Annotated in this window: 14 protein-coding genes and 1 pseudogene; 7 read left to right on the top strand and 8 right to left on the bottom strand. The window is 36.5% G+C overall.

The annotated features are described in order from the left end of the window. Positions 1-38 precede the first annotated feature (38 nt). Together F0365_RS16240 and F0365_RS16235 are read left to right on the top strand one after the other, a co-directional pair. The gene (locus F0365_RS16240; protein ID WP_169934666.1) at positions 39-1,562 is read left to right on the top strand and encodes a sensor histidine kinase; all 1,524 of its coding nucleotides are present in this window, start codon (positions 39-41) and stop codon (positions 1,560-1,562) included. Between the two features lie 21 nt (positions 1,563-1,583). Further along, positions 1,584-2,300: a response regulator transcription factor gene (locus F0365_RS16235; protein WP_169934665.1), complete on the top strand. Its 717-nt coding sequence runs from the start codon at positions 1,584-1,586 to the stop codon at positions 2,298-2,300. Positions 2,301-2,304: 4 nt separating this feature from the next. Here F0365_RS16235 and miaA read toward each other — a convergent pair whose 3' ends face one another. From miaA to F0365_RS16210, 5 genes are all read right to left on the bottom strand, one after another. Continuing rightward, the gene (gene miaA / locus F0365_RS16230; protein ID WP_169934664.1) at positions 2,305-3,222 is read right to left on the bottom strand and encodes a tRNA (adenosine(37)-N6)-dimethylallyltransferase MiaA; all 918 of its coding nucleotides are present in this window, start codon (positions 3,220-3,222) and stop codon (positions 2,305-2,307) included. Then, positions 3,215-4,078: an ion transporter gene (locus F0365_RS16225; protein ID WP_169934663.1), complete on the bottom strand. Its 864-nt coding sequence runs from the start codon at positions 4,076-4,078 to the stop codon at positions 3,215-3,217. Before F0365_RS16225 ends, miaA begins: the two co-directional genes overlap by 8 nt. A gap of 4 nt (positions 4,079-4,082) precedes the next feature. After that, positions 4,083-6,497: a thiamine pyrophosphate-dependent enzyme gene (locus F0365_RS16220; protein ID WP_169934662.1), complete on the bottom strand. Its 2,415-nt coding sequence runs from the start codon at positions 6,495-6,497 to the stop codon at positions 4,083-4,085. Between the two features lie 56 nt (positions 6,498-6,553). After that, complete coding sequence (locus F0365_RS16215) at positions 6,554-9,379, bottom strand: aminopeptidase (RefSeq protein WP_169934661.1); 2,826 nt, start codon at positions 9,377-9,379, stop codon at positions 6,554-6,556. A 131-nt stretch (positions 9,380-9,510) separates the two neighbouring features. Further along, entirely contained in the window at positions 9,511-10,200 is a 690-nt protein-coding gene (locus tag F0365_RS16210; protein ID WP_169934660.1) for a TIGR00730 family Rossman fold protein, read from the bottom strand. Between the two features lie 187 nt (positions 10,201-10,387). Between F0365_RS16210 and F0365_RS16205 the strand changes: the two genes are divergently transcribed. The 3 genes from F0365_RS16205 to F0365_RS16195 are packed head-to-tail and all read left to right on the top strand — an operon-like array spanning position 10,388 to position 13,520. Continuing rightward, on the top strand, positions 10,388-10,984 hold the full coding sequence (locus F0365_RS16205; protein WP_169934659.1) for a SprT-like domain-containing protein: 597 nt from the start codon (positions 10,388-10,390) through the stop codon (positions 10,982-10,984). After that, the gene (locus F0365_RS16200) at positions 10,981-12,060 is read left to right on the top strand and encodes a mannose-1-phosphate guanylyltransferase (protein WP_169934658.1); all 1,080 of its coding nucleotides are present in this window, start codon (positions 10,981-10,983) and stop codon (positions 12,058-12,060) included. Before F0365_RS16205 ends, F0365_RS16200 begins: the two co-directional genes overlap by 4 nt. Beyond that, the gene (locus F0365_RS16195; RefSeq protein ID WP_169934657.1) at positions 12,060-13,520 is read left to right on the top strand and encodes a DUF389 domain-containing protein; all 1,461 of its coding nucleotides are present in this window, start codon (positions 12,060-12,062) and stop codon (positions 13,518-13,520) included. The genes F0365_RS16200 and F0365_RS16195 overlap by 1 nt, the downstream gene beginning before the upstream one ends. A gap of 480 nt (positions 13,521-14,000) precedes the next feature. Here the strand turns inward: F0365_RS16195 and F0365_RS16190 are convergent. Then, positions 14,001-14,222: pseudogene (locus F0365_RS16190) on the bottom strand (HpaII family restriction endonuclease); the annotation flags it as partial. 71 nt (positions 14,223-14,293) lie between these two features. On the opposite strand from F0365_RS16190, the gene F0365_RS16185 reads away from it, so the two are divergent. Next, complete coding sequence (locus F0365_RS16185) at positions 14,294-14,605, top strand: transposase (RefSeq protein ID WP_169932317.1); 312 nt, start codon at positions 14,294-14,296, stop codon at positions 14,603-14,605. Positions 14,606-14,631: 26 nt separating this feature from the next. Continuing rightward, complete coding sequence (locus tag F0365_RS16180) at positions 14,632-15,501, top strand: IS3 family transposase (protein ID WP_240961960.1); 870 nt, start codon at positions 14,632-14,634, stop codon at positions 15,499-15,501. 15 nt (positions 15,502-15,516) lie between these two features. On the opposite strand, the gene F0365_RS16175 is transcribed toward F0365_RS16180, so the two are convergent. Next, positions 15,517-16,725 carry a DNA cytosine methyltransferase gene (locus tag F0365_RS16175; protein ID WP_169934656.1) on the bottom strand — a complete coding sequence of 403 codons (1,209 nt, stop codon included), beginning with the start codon at positions 16,723-16,725 and terminating at the stop codon, positions 15,517-15,519. A gap of 441 nt (positions 16,726-17,166) precedes the next feature. Beyond that, positions 17,167-17,859 carry a hypothetical protein gene (locus F0365_RS16170; protein ID WP_169934655.1) on the bottom strand — a complete coding sequence of 231 codons (693 nt, stop codon included), beginning with the start codon at positions 17,857-17,859 and terminating at the stop codon, positions 17,167-17,169. Between the last annotated feature and the right edge of the window lie 111 nt (positions 17,860-17,970).

The following is a 17,970-nucleotide window of genomic DNA, read 5'->3' as shown; positions in this document are numbered from 1 at the left end:
TTGTGCAGAAACGAGTTTTATATTTTCTTATTGGATTAATGAGTTTATCCCTTGCAGGAATTGTAATGGTTCAGATCTACTGGATCATCAATAGTGTGAGTGATAAGGAATATCAATTTTCATTTGCAGTAAAGCAAACACTAGCTTCGGTATCCACAGAATTAGATAGCCGCGAGGTAGAAAAATTCTACAACGTTCTAGATCAAATAAGAGATAGTTTAGGTGTACAGCCAGATCAAAGAACGATTAGTGAGCTTATGCTTATACGGCGCAATCAAAATCAAGAGGAGACTTCTACTTATAGCAATAGTTTGCTTAATGAAAATTACAAGCTAAACCCTCAGTTATTAGATCTTGAACTAGATAGCATTACCTTTAATAAGTTACTGAGTAAAAAAAGTGTATTTGATGCTGAGGTCAACACTAAAAGAAAGAAAAAGACATTTCAAGAGCTGTCACACTTAGAAAAATATAACAGAAAGTCAGATGGGGAAATTATAAGCAATTATAACAGTCTATTGCCCATCTCGCAACGTATTTCCAAGTCTGAATTACAAGAAATAATACGGGAGGAATTAAATAATAGACCAATAGAGGCAGACTTTGAATTTGCGATTTATCAAGATGGGTTTGCTACACGAGTACAGTCTGATGATTTTGACTTTTTAACAGAAGCCACTTGGGGGTATCCTATTTACAAAAACAGCAATTTAGAGACAGAGCCTTATCTACTGTATTTAAATATGCCCGATAGAAAGAAGTACATACTATCTTCTGTAGCTGGAATGGCTTTATTATCATTGATATTTACCACTGTTATAGTTGTTGCTTATTCTAACGCGATAAAGCAAATTTTTAAACAACGTCAAATTTCTCAGATCAAGACAGATTTTATCAATAACATGACTCATGAGTTTAAAACACCTATTGCTACTATAAATCTGGCCTTGGACTCCTTAAAACATCCTAAAATATCATCAGATCCAGATAAAGTTTCTAATTACCTGAGAATGATTAGAGAGGAAAATAAGCGCATGCACAGTCAAGTAGAAAACGTACTGAGAATTTCAAAGCTGGAGAGAGACGATCTCAATATAGATAAAGAGCGCATGGACATGGATGAAATTATTGAGGATAGTATTTCTCACATCCAGCTTATATTAGAAGAAAAAGGTGGTATAATTAAAACTCATTTAGGAGCTCTGAGAACAGAAGTTCTCGTAAATGAAAGCCATATGATTAATGTTATAGTAAATGTTTTAGAGAATGCTATAAAATATACAGAAGGCACACCTGTAATTGATGTATTTACAGAAAATGTAAAAGAAAAGCTGGTGATCAAAGTACGTGACCAAGGAATAGGAATGAGCAAACAAGCCCAACGCAAGATCTTTCAAAAATTCTTTAGAGAGCATACAGGTGATATACACAACGTAAAAGGTCACGGATTAGGACTGGCTTATGCAAAAAGAATTTTAGACGATTGCCACGGTGAAATACACGTAGATAGTATCAAGGGAAAAGGTAGTACCTTTAGTATTCATCTGCCGATAATAACATAAATTTAAATTAATTAATTACTTATGGAAACTGAAAACAAAAAAATACTCTTAGTAGAGGACGACCCGAATTTCGGAACAGTATTGAAAGACTATCTTTTAATGAATGACTTTGATGTCACCCATGCAAAAAACGGTATGGAAGGTTTTGAGAAATTCAAAAAGGATAATTATGATCTTTGTATTCTAGATGTCATGATGCCTTATAAGGATGGGTTTACTCTAGCAAAAGAGATCAGAGAAAAAAATGAAGAGGTGCCAATTATTTTTTTAACTGCTAAGGCGATGAAAGAAGATGTATTAAGAGGTTATAAAGTAGGTGCAGATGATTACCTAAATAAACCATTTGATAGTGAGGTTCTTCTTATGAAGATCAGAGCGATCATGCAACGTAAAGGTCAAGACAGCATTGCTGATTCTAAGGAATTTGAATTCCAGATAGGAAACTTTCACCTCAACTCTAAGCTTAGATTTCTTTCTGTAGGTGATAAATCACCTATTAAACTTTCCCCTAAAGAAAATGAATTACTGCGTTTACTAGCCTTACACCTTAACGATTTAATGCCTCGTGAATTAGCACTTACAAAAATATGGAGAGATGATAATTATTTCACTTCAAGATCAATGGATGTTTATATTGCAAAGTTGCGTAAATATCTTAAAGAAGATGATAATGTAGAAATCGTTAACATTCACGGAGAAGGATTCCGTCTGTTAGTTAAGGATCAAGTAGATTATTAAATAGCTATCGTACATCCATAAGTTGTTCACTCACTCGCTCTACTATCTCTGTATGGCGAGTTTTGTAGTGATACCAAGTAACGCTCTCGTCTTTGCGGTACCAAGTAAGCTGTCGTTTTGCAAATCGACGGGTATTGCGTTTTATAAGTCTTACAGCTTCTGTAAAATCGCATGTTCCTGCAAAATATTCAAAGAATTCCTTATAGCCTACGGTCTGTAATGCGTTTAACTCTTTGTGGTCTTTGAGTTCTTGGGCTTCTTTTTCAAGACCTCTTTCCAACATGACATCTACACGATGGTTGATGCGGTCATAAAGATCTTCACGATCAGCTTCTAGGCCTATTTTAAGGATATTAAAGTTTCTTTCTTGGGCTTTTCCTGTTCTTAATTCACTCATCTTTTTACCGCTTGCGCGAAAGATACCTATCGCTCTAAGCAGTCTATGTGTATTGTGAATGTCTACCGTTTCAAAATATTCTGGATCGTTTTTTTTCAATTCTTCTTGCAGCCAAAAAACACCTTTAATTTCTAACTTTTCCTTCAATTCTTCTTGAATTTCAAGCGGTACGTCTGGAAGCGCATCAAGGCCATGAGTCACTGCTTTTTCATATAGCGCACTACCTCCTACCATGACAACAAGATCATTCTCTTTAAAAAGATCTGGTAATTTTTTCATTACATCTCGCTCAAAATCCCCTACCGAATAGTCTTCGTGAATGCTTCTATCTTGAATAAAATAATGTGGTGCCGCCTCCAGCTCTTCTTTTTCTGGAACAGCTGTCCCAATAGTCATTTCTTTATAAAACTGTCTGGAATCTGACGAGATAATGGAAGTGTTATAAGCTTTCGCGAAAGCGATACTCAAAGCTGTCTTTCCTATACCAGTAGGGCCAACAATACATAAAAGAGTTTTCTTAGTCATCTAAGGGATTTCCACAGTTATGGCAAAAGTGAGAACCGTCTTGATGTTTTGCGGAATGACAATTTTGACACGTTTGTGTATTGACATGATGGTAATTAGTAGCTTCTGGAGGAGTGTCTTCTTTTTTCTTACCCTGAGAGTACTCAGCACTAACGATTCCTGTTGGAACGGCTATGATTCCATAACCCATGATCATGATTATAGTAGCTAGAAACTGTCCGAATGGTGTTACTGGTGCAATATCTCCAAAACCTACTGTGGTCAGTGTCACAATACACCAGTAAATAGATGCTGGGATACTAACAAAACCACTTTCTGGACCTTCTACGAGATACATCACTGTTCCCATGATGATGGAAACGACCAATACGGCAAATAAGAAAACAGCAATTTTAGGGCCGCTGGATTTAATAGCTTTAGTCAGTTTGTCTGCCTCACCTATATAACGTGTGATCTTCAAAATTCTGAAAATTCTAAGTAATCTTAAAGACCTCACAGCTAGCAAGGCATTCAGACCGCCAAAGAAAAATGTGAGATACAGCGGTATGGTAGATAATAAGTCGATAATACCGAAAAAACTGAAAATGTATTTAGCCGGTTTATTAATAGATATGATTCTGAGGGCGTACTCTATGGTAAAGAAGATGGTAATGATCCACTCTGCAAGGATAAATTCCTCCGCATATTTTGCTCCTAAATTCGGTACGCTTTCCACCATCACTAATACCAGGCTGATGATGATGATTACTAAGAGAACAATATCAAAGAGCTTACCAGCAGAGGTGTCTGCTTCATAAATGACTTCATGAATTTTACGCCTCCATTTACTGGAAATATGCTTGTCATCTTTACTCATATTCCTATCTGTGCTTCGGGAATTTAGAAGGATTTACTTCATGCATTATTTCATACACCTTATCAAAAATATCATCTGCACTAGGCTTAGAAAAGTAATCGCCATCACTACCATATGCAGGTCTGTGAGGTTGTGCCGTAAGACACTGTGGTTTGCTATCCAGATGCGGCCATGCATGTTGCGTGTCTACAGTTTTATGTAAAATATAAGCACTTGCTCCTCCAGGTACATCCTCGTCTATGACAAGCAATCTATTGGTTTTTTTAACACTTTCTAGTATTTCGTGATCTAAATCAAAAGGTAAAAGCGATTGAACATCAATAATCTCTACGCTTATTCCAGCTCGTTCTAATTCAGTAGCCGCTTGATCCACAAGTCTTAGGGTAGAGCCATAAGAAACCAGTGTTATGTCGGTTCCTTCCCTTAAGGTTTCTACTTTTCCTAGTGCAGTTCTAAATTTGCCAAGATTTGCCGGCAGTTTTTCTTTAAGTCTATAACCGTTTAAACATTCTACAATCAGCGCCGGCTCATCGCTTGCCATAAGCGTGTTGTAAAATCCTGCTGCTTGTGTCATATTTCTAGGTACCAGCACGTGTATACCTCTTACAAGATTAATAATTCCGCCCATTTGTGAGCCGCTATGCCATATTCCTTCCAGTCTGTGACCTCTTGTTCTAATAATCACAGGAGCTTTTTGTTTTCCTGCACTTCGATACTGTAGAGTAGCCAGATCATCACTCATTAATTGCAAGCAATAAAGTAAATAGTCCAGGTATTGAATCTCGGCAATAGGACGTAAGCCTCTCATGGCAAGACCTATTCCTTGACCTAATATAGTAGCTTCTCTAATTCCTGTGTCAGAAACTCGTAGCTCACCATACTTGTCTTGCATGCCTTCAAGACCTTGGTTGACATCGCCTATTTTCCCGGCATCTTCACCAAATACCATGATTTCTGGATGTGCGTCAAATAAAGCATCAAAGTTATCGCGCATAATAACTCGCGCATCTACTTCTTCACTAGTGTCGTTATAAATAGGGGCAACGGCAGCTATATTTATAGCGGCGCTTTTAGACTCGCTAAATAAAAAGCTACTGAATATTTGTTGGTTTTTTGTCTTGTTTTTGGTCAACCATGTATGCAGTGCCGTAATAGAAGCGTGGTTTTCTTTAAGAGTAAACCTTAAAGTTTTTCTCACAGCCTCTAAAATATCTTTGCGGTACAGCTCATTTTCTTTCTCCAATTTTGAGGAAAGTGGTTTTATAAAAACAGCATTTTCTGAAACTGCTGCTACGGCATTAATGAGTTCAATAGCTTCATTGCGCTCTTTAAGAATAGGGTTTAGGTAGGCATTCCATGCGGCCTTTTTTCCTTCTCTTACTTCTTTTTTTATGACTTTTTCTATTTCAGAAAGCTCTTCTTCTGTAGCAAAATCCTTGTCGAGTAACCATTTTCTAAATTGAACATTACAGTCATATTGACGTTCCCAATTTAGGCGGTCTTCATCTTTATATCGTTCATGAGAACCACTAGTACTGTGACCTTGTGGTTGTGTAAGTTCTTCTACGTGAATTAAAACAGGTACGTGCTCTTCTCTAGCAATTTTACTGGCTTTTTCATAAGCCTCAACGAGGGCAACATAGTCCCAACCTTTAACCACAATGATTTCATAACCATCGTGTTCTTCATCTCTTTGAAAACCAGCTTGAATTTTACTGATGCTTTCTTTAGTGGTCTGGTGTTTGGCGTGGACAGAAATACCGTAATCATCATCCCAAACACTAATGACCATAGGTACTTGAAGTACACCCGCAGCATTAAAAGTTTCCCAGAAATGACCTTCACTTGTACTGGCATTACCTATAGTTCCCCAAGCAACTTCATTTCCTTTGTTAGAGAAACCGTTATCTTCTGCAATAAGGTTGTTGTGTCGGTATACTTTAGATGCTTGTGCAAGACCTAATAATCTAGGCATTTGTCCAGCGGTAGGAGAGATGTCTGCACTGGAGTTCTTCTGATCTATCAGTCTTTTCCAGGTTCCATCTTCATTTAAGCTGTGTGTAGAAAAATGGCCTCCCATCTGACGTCCAGCACTCATAGGCTCCTCATTAATGTCGGTATTACCGTAGAGTCCTGCAAAAAACTGTTGTATAGTAAGTTCTCCTATGGCCATCATAAATGTCTGATCGCGATAATAACCACTTCTAAAATCCCCATTTTCAAAGGATCTTGCCCAAGCTAATTGCGGCAGCTCTTTTCCGTCTCCGAAAATTCCGAACTTTGCTTTACCGGTAAGAACTTCACGACGCCCTAACAGACTGCATTCTCTACTGGTAACAGCAATTTTGTAATCCTTAATAAGTTCTTCTTTGAAGTCTTCTTTAGCTAGTTGTTGCGATTCTTTTACTGAGTTTTGCATTACTTTTTCCATTATAGCAAAGGTACGTTTTTAACCTGCGAATTACAAAGGCAAAGCTAGTACCAACGCCTGGTAAAAAGTTTTACAAAAGTGTTGATATCCAAAGTGACAATAAAACGTATTTTTTCATCGTAATTATCTTGTGCTATTTCCCATCCATTATTGCTGTATATGGGGAAATAAAGTTCAAAATAATCCTGTAAAAAGTTCAATCTTATACCAGAATCATAAACAAATTTTGCATCGCGACCTTTGTTTTTTACAAAACCTATATCTCCATAAGCATGAATATAATTCCATATACTGTATGAAGCGTTTGCAGTGGTTATCCATTCATTTGCAAAAGCAGGCTCTAGTTGGGATTTAAAACCTCCTTCGGCAACGACTAGCTGTTGTGAAAAAAGACCGCTGTCTTCTGATCTACCATAATAATTATAATCAAATAAATAATCTGTTGGACGATCCAATGCAAAGGAAAAAAAGTTGCCACTCGCCTGAGAATTGTTCGTTAGAAATGCACCACCAAAAACTCTGAAATCTAACTGTCTGTTATCTTTAAATAATTTGCGCCATCGCAATCTATAGGTGGCTTTAGTAAAGTTACTTGATACTTCAGTACCTATATGGTAATTAAAAACGCGTTTGAGATTATCATCAGATTGTGAATAATTTATAGAAAAGACATTATAGTCGGGTTCATTTACAGAGTTTAATGGATCACGGTCGCGATCTACATATATATTTCTAAAGCTAAGACTTTGTCTTTTATTTTTGCGCAAGTCTTTTGGCCTGTAGTTAAATTGTAGCCAGCCACTTGCACGTCGGTACAATAAGTCGTCAGCATAGGAAAATGTGTTGGCACTTACTCCGTACTTCACTTCGTATAAACGTTCGTCACGGTTCTGTACGGGATGGGCATACCCAAAACTTATAGAGCCAACCAGTCTATTAGAATTAGTTCCATAACCAGGTTTGATACTGTAGCGTGCAGGTTTAGGGAGTAAATTACCATTGTAAAAACGAGTTCCCAGCGTAAGTCCGTCATAAATATTAAACTCTACGTCAGGCATTAAAAATACTTGTGATCGCTCTGGGTCTTCCACATCCTTGAACAACCTAAATTCTAAAGGTCTGTTTAAAGAAGGAAAACCTTTTAATGTTTTATAATTATCACGAGGATTAAATTCTGCAATTAGTTGTTCATAGTTGATGGCTATCCTATTAGCACGCTTTCGCGGAAGCGAAATCAAACTATCTTCCTTGACTCCTTCAATCCATTTCTTAGTAATAATACTATCTTTATCCAGTAAATAGACGGGTACTGGAATCTGGAGTTGGGATTTGTTTTTTATTCTAAAGAATACGGAATCGGCTGTCTTTTTAACTTGATTGATTTTCCAATCCAGCCTTTTATGAGTGGTGATATAGTCATCAAAAAACCAGTCGGTATTTTTAGACGCATTTTTATCCAGTATATGTCTGAAAACAGAAGCCTTCGTACGTCCTTGTTGGTTTTCTAAATAAAAGGCCCTAATCGATTTTTCCAGACTGTCATCTCCTAAGTAATCGTTTAAAAAGCGGAGTCCTATAGCAGCCTTAAAAGGCATTCCTAATTGCTGATTGTACTTAACAAGTTGATCTGCAGGGGTGTTAATGGCTTCATCGAGATTAAGTCTAGCGCTGTTTAAATATAATAAAGGATAGCTTTCGTTAAACTTAAGTTGGGCGACATTAAAGCCTCTTATTCCCCATACGTCACTGAGTTTGCCGCCTATTTTTAGGTCAGGATAATACAACTGCTGGTATTCCATCATTAAATAAATCATGATAGATTGTTTTACCCAGGCTTCTTCTCTAGGATTTACGTGAATACCTCTTTCCACCCATTTACGAGATAAGGTCTTTAACATCTTTATCTCATAAGTAAAACCAGCCGGGAACGGATTTATAAAACTAGGCAAAGAGCTCAATCCATAAACTGGATTTTCACGGTAGTACCGGTCGGAGACGAAGAGATCTTTTTCAGGAAAACTCCCTAATCTACTTTGTAAAAAGCTAGCAATTCTATCGTTAAAAATGACTTTCATTTCTAGTGGTACATCCAAGTCTTCTATATCGGTAATAACATTAATTCCAGGAACGCTATAAGTTTTAAAAGCATCGGTGTTGCGCACTAGGTGTAATACAGCAGCATCCAGTTGTTCTCCTGTAAATAAATAGCTGTTGCGCTGGGTTTGTTTTGTTTCTAATCCGGTTGTCAAGCTGCTTATGGCGCGATGGGTCACTGGTAAATGAAGAGAGACGGAGAAATCCATAGGAGCGCCATAAAAATCGTCCAGATCCTTGTGTGAATAATAATCCCATTTACCCTCTATAAAAGGTGCAGGATGTAAATACCAATATTTTAAAGAATACTCTCCATTGGAGCTTTTACCATAACCGGTAAAGTCGTCTTCGGGAATTTTAACTGCGTAGTTGATTTCCACCTCACGAGTCGCTCCAGCAGGTAACGGCTTTTTAAAATAAAGTTTGATGATATCCTGATGTCCTTTTAATCGTTCCAGTCGGTAATCATTAGTAAGACTATCAGTTGCAGTAAAGGTAGTACTGCCTCGATCTTCATCAATGGCAAACTGAAATCTATTCTTAAAATCTTCTGCAAATCTGGTGGCTAGTGGCGTCTGATTAGAAGAAAAGGCATTTGCCCAATCCAGCAGCATGATATGATCCCAGGTGACATCACTATTGTTATAGATCTCTAGTTTTTGATTTATGGTAAGTACATCCTTATCGCTGTCTAAATGAGCGATAATTTGTGTTTTGTGCTGCGCGTGCAGGAAACTGGAAAACAAAAGCAATAAGAGCGCGAGCTTTTTAATCATTTATATAAGATTTGCTTTTGCTGGATTAGGGAATAATTAGCAGTTAAAAAAACTCCATTTTACGGTTTGTAGAAATATTAAAGCATGGTATTTATAGATAACACAAAATGCAGCTTTATATTTTAATTTTTCTAAAAATTAGGACTCAAACTATACTTTTCATAAAATTCATTAATAATAGCTACAGCTTCATCGCTGGTGTCTACAACATGTAAAAGATCAATATCATTTGGAGAAACGGTAAAGAATTTCTTGTCTAGTGTTCCTTTTATCCACTCCAATAAACCGCTCCAGAATTCGGTACCTACAAGAATGATAGGGAATTTAGCTATTTTATTAGTTTGAATAAGAGTGATCGCTTCAAACAACTCGTCCAGTGTTCCAAATCCGCCTGGCATGACTACAAATCCCTGAGAATACTTGACAAACATTACTTTACGAGCAAAAAAGTAGTCAAAATCAAGACTTTTATCGCTGTCGATATACGGGTTGTCATGTTGCTCAAATGGCAATGCAATATTTAATCCTACAGAAGTTCCTCCAGCAAGGTGCGCTCCTTTATTACCTGCTTCCATAATTCCAGGGCCGCCGCCGGTAATCACCCCGTAACCATTTTCTACAATTTTTCCAGCTATTTCTGTCGCGAGTTGATAGTATTCATTATCTGGTTTTAATCGGGCACTACCAAATATAGAGACACAAGGACCTATACGGCTCATGCGTTCAAATCCCATTACAAATTCAGATAAAATCTTAAAGGTCGCCCAGCTATCGTTGGTTTTTAAATCGTTCCAACCTTTTTCTCCTACTTCTTTTCTCATTTTAATTCTTTAAGTTTTACTAGTAATATTAAAAATCTATAATTTGGTTGACGGACTAACAAACATACTGACAAAGCATCTATAATTAATGAGTTTATTTGATTTTTAATTAATAATTATAGCTCAAAACAGGTGTTACTTCTCTAATTATTTTTAATATCGCAACAGTAGAATTTTATCAGTATTTATGAGTGTTTTAGATAAGTATTTACCACATCTTGCTGTGGCGCCATTAACGGCACTACTGGAGCAGTATCACGTACACCTCAAAATTGTAGATGAGCGCAAGACCAGACACGGTGATTACCGTAAAAACCCTGATGGTTCCCATGCGATTACCATAAACGCAAATCTCAACACCTACAGGTTCTTAATTACTCTTGTCCATGAAATAGCTCATTTAGTGGCCTTTCAAAAATATGGGCGCCTTATCAAACCTCACGGAGTAGAGTGGAAACACACCTTTCAACAGCTTATGTTGCCCTTTTTGCGTCCAGATATATTTCCCAACGATTTGCTGCCCATTTTAGCGCGACATTTTAAAAACCCTAAAGCCAGTAGCGATACCGATGCCATGATGAGTGTTGCTTTAAAATCTTACGACCCAGAAACTGATAAAAGCTATATATTTGAACTGCAGCAAGGCAGTATATTTTTAGGGCCTAGCGGTAAGAAATTTCAAAAAGGAAACAAGTTGCGCAAGCGCTACCGTTGTGTAGAGATAAGCTCTGGAAAGGTGTACCTTTTTCAGCCCAATGCGCAAGTAGAAGTTTTAAAGATATGAGTAATAATAAATATGCCGTAATTATGGCCGGTGGCGTCGGTTCTCGTTTTTGGCCTGTAAGTAAGCAAGCTTTTCCCAAGCAGTTTCACGACATGCTAGGTATGGGGAAGTCTTTGTTGCAAATGACCTTTGACCGGTTACAGCAACAAATTCCTTCACAACATATTCTGGTACTCACTAACGACGCTTATGTAGACCTTGTAAAGGAGCAACTTCCAGAAATGGATTTCAGCAATATTGTTGCAGAGCCTGCTATGCGCAATACAGCGCCTTGTATTTTACTGGCAGCTTTAAAGATTCAAAAAATGAATCCAGAGGCCAGCATGATCGTCGCTCCAAGTGATCACTACATCGCTGAACAAGATATTTTTAATGAAGACCTCGCTACTGCTTTTGATTTCTGTGCAGCGCATCCACAAGCATTAATGACCCTTGGTATTCAGCCTACTTCACCTAATACGGGTTATGGGTATATTGAATACAACAAGGAAGAAAACCAGATCAAAAAAGTATCTCAATTTAGAGAAAAGCCAGATTTAAAAACGGCGCAGGAATTTATTGCTGCAGGTAATTTTTTATGGAATGCAGGGATTTTTATATGGAATGTAGCTGGCGTGGTATCCGCTTTCGCGAAAGCGCAACCTCAATTAATTTCCTTATTTAATAATGGCTTATCGGTTTTCAACACAGATAAGGAAACCCAATGGCTGGAAGAGAACTATCCGAATGTCGAGAATATATCGGTGGATTATGCGATCATGGAAAAAAGCGATGCTGTTTTTGTACTGCCAGCACGATTCTCCTGGAACGATTTAGGGACTTGGGGATCACTCTATGACAAACTCGATAAAAACGAAGACGCAAATGCTGTTATCAATGCCAGCCTTACGTCTATCTATTCACATGGGAATATGGTACGAACAGCTGCCGGAAAAAAAGTCATCTTGCAAGGAATGGAAGACTATATTATTATAGATCAAGATGATGTATTGATGATTATTCCTAAAACTGCCGAACAAGAAATTAAAGAAATACGCAATGCAGCTATGGATAAATACGGTAATGAAATAGGATAATGGAGCCACAAGAATCACAAAGCCAGCAGTCTTCAGCAGAGAATAATCTGGATTCAAACCAACAACGCATTAGCGGTATTTGGGAAAATATCATGTCGTTTTTGCATGATCTATTAGACATTAGAGAAGATTCTGACCGTGACGAGACTATTGAAGCGGTGAGAAAAGACATCTCTTTTCAAGGTCATAATGCGTGGATTCTTATATTCTCGATTTTTGTAGCTTCCATAGGGTTAAATGCAGACTCTACTGCGGTTGTGATAGGAGCCATGTTGATCTCGCCACTTATGGGGCCTATAGTTGGTATGGGATTAGGAACCGCAATTAATGATGCTACGATGTTGCGTCGTTCATTGATCAACCTAGGCGTCATGGTAGGACTGTCCTTGCTTACGGCAACATTGTACTTTTTTATCTCTCCTATGAAAGAGATTACAGATGAGTTAGCTGCTCGAACCTATCCTACGATTCTGGATGTGTTGATAGCTATTTTTGGGGGACTCGCACTTATTGTTGCTAAAGCTAAAAAAGGAACTATTTCTAACGCTATTGCTGGTGTGGCTATTGCTACGGCATTAATGCCTCCTTTATGTACGGCAGGTTATGGGATTGCAACCGGTCAGTGGACCTATTTTGGTGGTGCGATGTACTTGTTTTGTATCAATGCTGTTTTTATTGCTTTGGCTACTTTTTTAGTATGTAAGTTACTCCGGTTTCCTATGGTGAAATATGCCAATCAAGCAAAGCGCAAGCGCGTTTCTCGATTAGCTTCATTGATAGGTTTTTTAGTTTTATTGCCATCCGTATGGTTGTTTTATCAATTGTATCAAGATCAAGTAATGCGAAGTGCTGCAAGCTCTTTTGTTAAAGACATTGTTCAATATGAAGGTATGCGACCTAACGATGAATGGGATAAGGATACACAAATACTGGATGTAGTGATGTTAGGGGCACCAGTACCAGAGCTTATTGTAGAGCAATGGCGCAAGAAATTTAAACAAACAGAGCACTTAGAATCAAGTAGTGTACGTTTCTACCAAGGCAGTTCTATGCCTATGGCGTCTAATGAAGGTGTAGAAGTAGTGCAAGAAGAATTGATTGATAAGCTGCGACTTATTCAGGATAAGGACATACACATCAAAGCGCTGGAAGATCAATTGAGGAGTCTTAATGAGAAGAGTAAAGATTTTGATATTTTAAGTGAAGAGGTGCGGTTGAATTATCCACAAATAGCTAGTATGAGTTATGCTCCCTCTGTAAATAAGGATTTTATCACACAGCAGACAGATACCACAGCTGTTTATAATATCATTTTTAACGACAGTACTTTACCCATTAAAAACCGCTTAGAAGTAAAAACGCGTATGACCAACTGGCTGCGTTACCGACTCCAATCTGATCAAGTAACCATCAATGAAATGAAGATTGGTGGGGCTTCAGCTGTTGATCCGGTTAAATAAAAAGCGGTTGAGGATAAAGGCTTTCAAAGCTAAAAAGATATAGTCACTGCTGCATACCTATAGGCTGAAAATGAAACCTTAGGCGCTCAATGATTTAATATAAAGTCATAAAGGTATTTCTGCCAGTTTTTATGACTTTTCATGCTTGACATTTTATATAGACAACGGATTTGTATAAGAATAGTAGGGCGGAAAAATGCGACTTCCATTCGGTTGAACACAAGCCCAATTTAAAAATTTTACTTATTACCTACCTGCCGGCAGGTAGGTCTTTTTTCTCAATAAGCTAAATTCAAAAAATTTGGTGGACTCGTAAATACACCTTAACTTGTATTAAACAACTACTTAGTTAATAGCTATACACGTTTTTTCCTTAGTGCTTTTCCGTAAACTTGCTAGCTTTGGCAGAGATATACTCCTTTACAGTTTTGGCGGCGCGTTGGCTGGCGCAACTGGAAATGTGTATGGCTCACGCGTTAGCTATTTCGTGAACCTGATTTGTAAATTCAATTTGAAATACAATTGATTATCTTTTTTATAAACTTTCCCAAATCTGTGTCTCGATGAACTTGCAGTATCGAGTTTGGTATTATTAAGCAAATAGTCCTCAAATTCGTTTCTGTTATAAATATGGTAGCAAAGAACATCGCCATTTTCTTTTACAATCAAATATCCACCTGTCGCATCATATTTCCCTGTCCAAACTTGCGATGTAGTTTAGCCCCCAATAAGTTCGGAGCGATATTTTAAATTTCAATTAATACCTTTGAGATATGAAATACAAGAAATGGAGTTTAGAAGAAAAGTTAAAAATTCTATCCACATCTGAAGAAATAGGAATCGTTGAAACCTGTCGTAAATACAAGGTTAGTACGGGAACTTTTTATAGTTGGAAGAAGAAATATGATACCCAAGGCGAAGCAGGCTTAAAAGTGACCTATGACACGCGTAGTAAAGAGTTAAAGCAATCAGAAGAGGAAAATAGAATACTTCGTAAGCTTTTAAGCAACAAAGAGATTGAGCTGGAAGTCCAGCGAGAACTTTTAAAAAAAAAGTTTGGGACGTCCGATCCAAGAAAGATTTAGTAGATACTTTTTTTAACACATATAAAATCAGTAAAACTAGCATAATCAATATGGTAGGAATGGTTCACAGCAGTTATTATCGCAGACCAAGCTTTGGGAGAAAAGGAAATAAGCCAAGTGAATTTACGTATCATAATAAGAATGGATTAGTTACTCAGGATTCTGTTATGGAGTCTGTAAAGACCATACTAAGTCATCCTTTTATAGATTGTGGCTACAGATTAATGACTGCTTATTTGACACGAGATGGTTATGTAATTAACCATAAAAAGCTGTACAGAATAATGAAAGAAGCGAACCTATTGAAGTTAGAAGACCGCATTGACAGGAGCGGTTCTGGGCGCAAGTTTGTTAAATTCAGAAAAGTAAAGACTACAAAACCCTTTGATTGTTTAGAAATGGACATAAAGATGGTTTGGATTCCTAGTGCGGGTAAAAATGCTTATTTACTATCTGTAATAGATGTTCATACGCGAAGAATATTAATAGACCTTTTTGCTTTTTCAATTAAACAAGCTCAAGTGATAACATTGCTGTCTGACTTATTTATGAACTATCAATACCCTAATAATGTAGTGATTAGAAGTGATAATGGAAGTCAATTTATTGCCAAGAATGTAAGAGAATATCTAGGACTTATAGGAGTAAGTCAAGAGTTTACACATATAGCAACACCAGAAGAAAATGCTCACATAGAGGCTTATCACGGAATTTTAAAGAAAGAAGTTTTTCAGAGATTTGAATATAGAACCTTTGGAGAAATAGAGAAAATCCTTAAAGAATATGTTCTATTTTACAACAACGAAAGACTTCACGGACTATTAGGAAGAATAACACCAATGGAAAAATGGAACACTGACAAACACTTAATTTTAATGAATAAATTAACCGCATAATTTAACTAACGAAATTTAAAAGAATACTCTTGTTTTATAGGGGTCAAAACAGTCTGAAACTACGATTTTAAAATTGTCTGGAAATCCTTGAAGTCTTGCCCATTCTCTTGGTGTCATCTTTCTAATTCCTTCACGATTGACTTCTCCAGTAATATGAGTTACAGGAACAAAATTTGTGAGTCTATCATCTAAAACTAAATTTCGTTCTCTTCCCATTCCTCCACAAACGACTGCATTAGCAGTTCCATCATTTGCTATAATTTGATAACCAAATCCGTTTCCCTTGCTTTCGTGTCTTGCTCGGTGATTTTTTAAAGTCTGAACGTAAGTTGTTGATAAATAATATTTTACTGAAACCTCTTCTTGTTCCAAAATATCATCTAAAACTGCGTCTTTGTTTGTAGGTTCGGGATATTGGAAATCCGTTATTCCTAAATCTTTTCGGAAACCAACAATGAAAATCCGCTCACGATTTTGAGGAACGCCAAACTCTTTTGCATTTAGTATTTGTGGTTCAGGAACATAATAATCTAAATCTTCCCTAAGTACGTTTAAGATAGTAGCTAATGTTTTTCCTTTATCGTGATTACGAAGGCCTTTTACATTTTCAAGGAAAATTGCTTTTGGTCTTTTCTTTTTAATAATTTCGGCAACATCAAAAAATAGTGTTCCGCGAGTATCTTCAAATCCGCCACGTCTTCCAGCAATCGAAAATGCTTGACACGGAAAACCTGCGCAAAGCACATCAAAGTTATCTGGAATGTAACTTTTTGTCTTTGGTTTAGTTATATCTCCAAAAGGAATTTCGCCAAAGTTGGCTTTGTAGGTTTGTTTTGAATATTTGTCCCATTCGCTTGTGAAAACACATTTTCCTTCAAGATTTTGGAATGCCAAACGAAATCCGCCAATTCCTGCAAAAAGGTCAATAAATTTGAATTTAGGTTTATCAGGTGCGGGAAATGGAACAGTTTTATGGAGATCAAAAATCAAATATTGAAGAGCCTCTTCCGCTATTTTATTCGTTATTTCGTCTTTTGGATATTCTTTAATAAGAATTTCTTTGACAAATGCAAGTGCATCTTTTTTGTAAAATTGTGAAACTCCATTTTTATGATTGTGCAAATAATGCGTAAAAGATGCTGGTTTAGAGTTCTCTGGCCCGACTATTTTGATTTCAAATAGCTGTCCGTCAATGTTGTCTATATCAATTCTTTCTTTTATCATTTCGTTCCAAATTCAACCCTACAATTTAAAAAAGATATCTTCTACTTCTACAATTCGTATTTTTTTTGTTCACATTCTTTTGTCGATAATCTTGCTCAGGCGCAAAGGCAGAAACAGCTCTTTTAATTTTTAGATTGGATGGTGCGTTTGGAAAAAATAAATGTGCTGTTTGTGCGTTGGCTTTTTTAGTTCAAATGTTCAATTTTAATAAGATTTCCGCATTAGCTCAACCTCTCTGTATATGTTTAGTAGCGAGCAAACTATAAAATTATTTTCGATTAAACACAATCCAAATTTTTTATTTTTTCTTATTAACTGCCGGCAGGTCTTTTCTTTATCAATAAGCCAAATTTAAAATTTGGCGACCTTACAAAAGCGCCTTTACCATTGGGTTAAGCGACAATTGCCCTATTATTTTTAAACGTTGTTCTACACCGTTTTTTATTCGAATTGGTTTTTATTTTCTGTCCAATATTCTTTTATAAATTCATATTTTTCTTTCCAATAACTTTGTTCTCTTTTGGTGTAATTTAATAATTTTTCAGTGTTCCCATTTACTTGGTATATGTAAATTCCGGTTGTATCATTTTCTAAACAGCCTGATCCTTTTATTTTCCCTAACACGGTTATTTCTGTTCCGTTTAATTTATATAATTCACTTTTCCAATCATTATCGGCACATCCACTTCCATAATACGAGTAATAAAAATTTGTTTCCTCAATTCTTATAGAATTCGGAAATTTATTAAATGTTTTAACTTCTTTGAATTCATTTGATTGTATATCAAACAGAAGTAATTGCTTAATTCCAGGTGTGTTAGAAACATAATTCATCCTAATATCAGAATATCCATCTCCATTAAAATCTGAAAATTCAAAATCAAAAGGATTGTCTTTGTCACTATAAATTATTTTACCGTCAGAACTTTTTATAAAAAAATTTCCTGGTCTTTGAATACAAGCCTCGAATTCAACTCCGTTTATCATTTGTTTTTTACAATCAAAATAAAATTGTTGTTCTTTAATAATTTCAGTTTTTTCATTCGCTTTTTTCCCTGAACTTTTATCGTTCTTTTTACAGGAACTAAATAAAATCAGAACTGATATTAATGATATAACGAATGTTTTTTTCAAACGGTGTAGAACTGGTTATATGAACTCAAATGTAACTGATATCTCTTAAAAATCTCATGTTTAATGATGCTTTACCAGTTTTCATAGTTTTCATAGTTTTGATCGCTACAT

Origin of the sequence: Nonlabens sp. Ci31 (assembly GCF_012974865.1) — a bacterium.
In the GTDB taxonomy this organism is placed as follows: domain Bacteria; phylum Bacteroidota; class Bacteroidia; order Flavobacteriales; family Flavobacteriaceae; genus Nonlabens.
This window is presented reverse-complemented; position numbering and strand designations above follow the sequence as displayed.